The organism is Streptococcus oralis (assembly GCF_003942585.1).
Taxonomy (GTDB): Bacteria; Bacillota; Bacilli; order Lactobacillales; family Streptococcaceae; genus Streptococcus; species Streptococcus oralis_BE.
The window spans coordinates 1-549 of sequence record NZ_RJNK01000036.1 but is presented as its reverse complement, the minus strand read 5'-3'; the positions used below and the strand labels follow the sequence as shown (position 1 = coordinate 549).

Genomic DNA, 549 nt, shown 5'->3' with positions numbered 1-549 from the left:
TCAGCAAGTGAATCAGCTTCAGCATCTGTAAGTGCAAGTCAATCAACTTCAGCATCTGTATCAGCTAGCCAATCAACTTCAGCATCAGTATCAGCTAGCCAATCAGCTTCAGCATCTGTAAGTGCAAGTCAATCAACTAGCGCATCAGTATCTGCAAGTGAATCAGCTTCAGCATCTGTATCAGCAAGTCAATCAACTAGAGCATCAGTATCTGCAAGTGAATCAACTTCAGCATCAGTATCAGCTAGTCAATCAACTTCAGCATCTGTAACCTCAAGTGAATCAGCTTCAGCTTCTGTATCAGCAAGTGAATCAGCTTCAGCATCTGTAAGTGCAAGTCAATCAACTTCAGCATCTGTATCAGCTAGCCAATCAACTTCAGCATCAGTATCAGCTAGCCAATCAGCTTCAGCATCTGTAAGTGCAAGTCAATCAACTAGCGCATCAGTATCTGCAAGTGAATCAGCTTCAGCATCAGTATCAGCAAGTCAATCAACTAGCGCATCAGTATCTGCAAGTGAATCAACTTCAGCATCAGTATCAGCTAGT

At 42.6% G+C, this 549-nt stretch carries 1 protein-coding gene; it reads left to right on the top strand.

Features of this window, described 5'->3' with window-relative positions; all coding sequences use genetic code 11:
* Positions 1 to 549 (top strand): hypothetical protein (locus D8862_RS09550; RefSeq protein WP_185760875.1); only part of this gene is annotated, 549 nt, incomplete at both ends.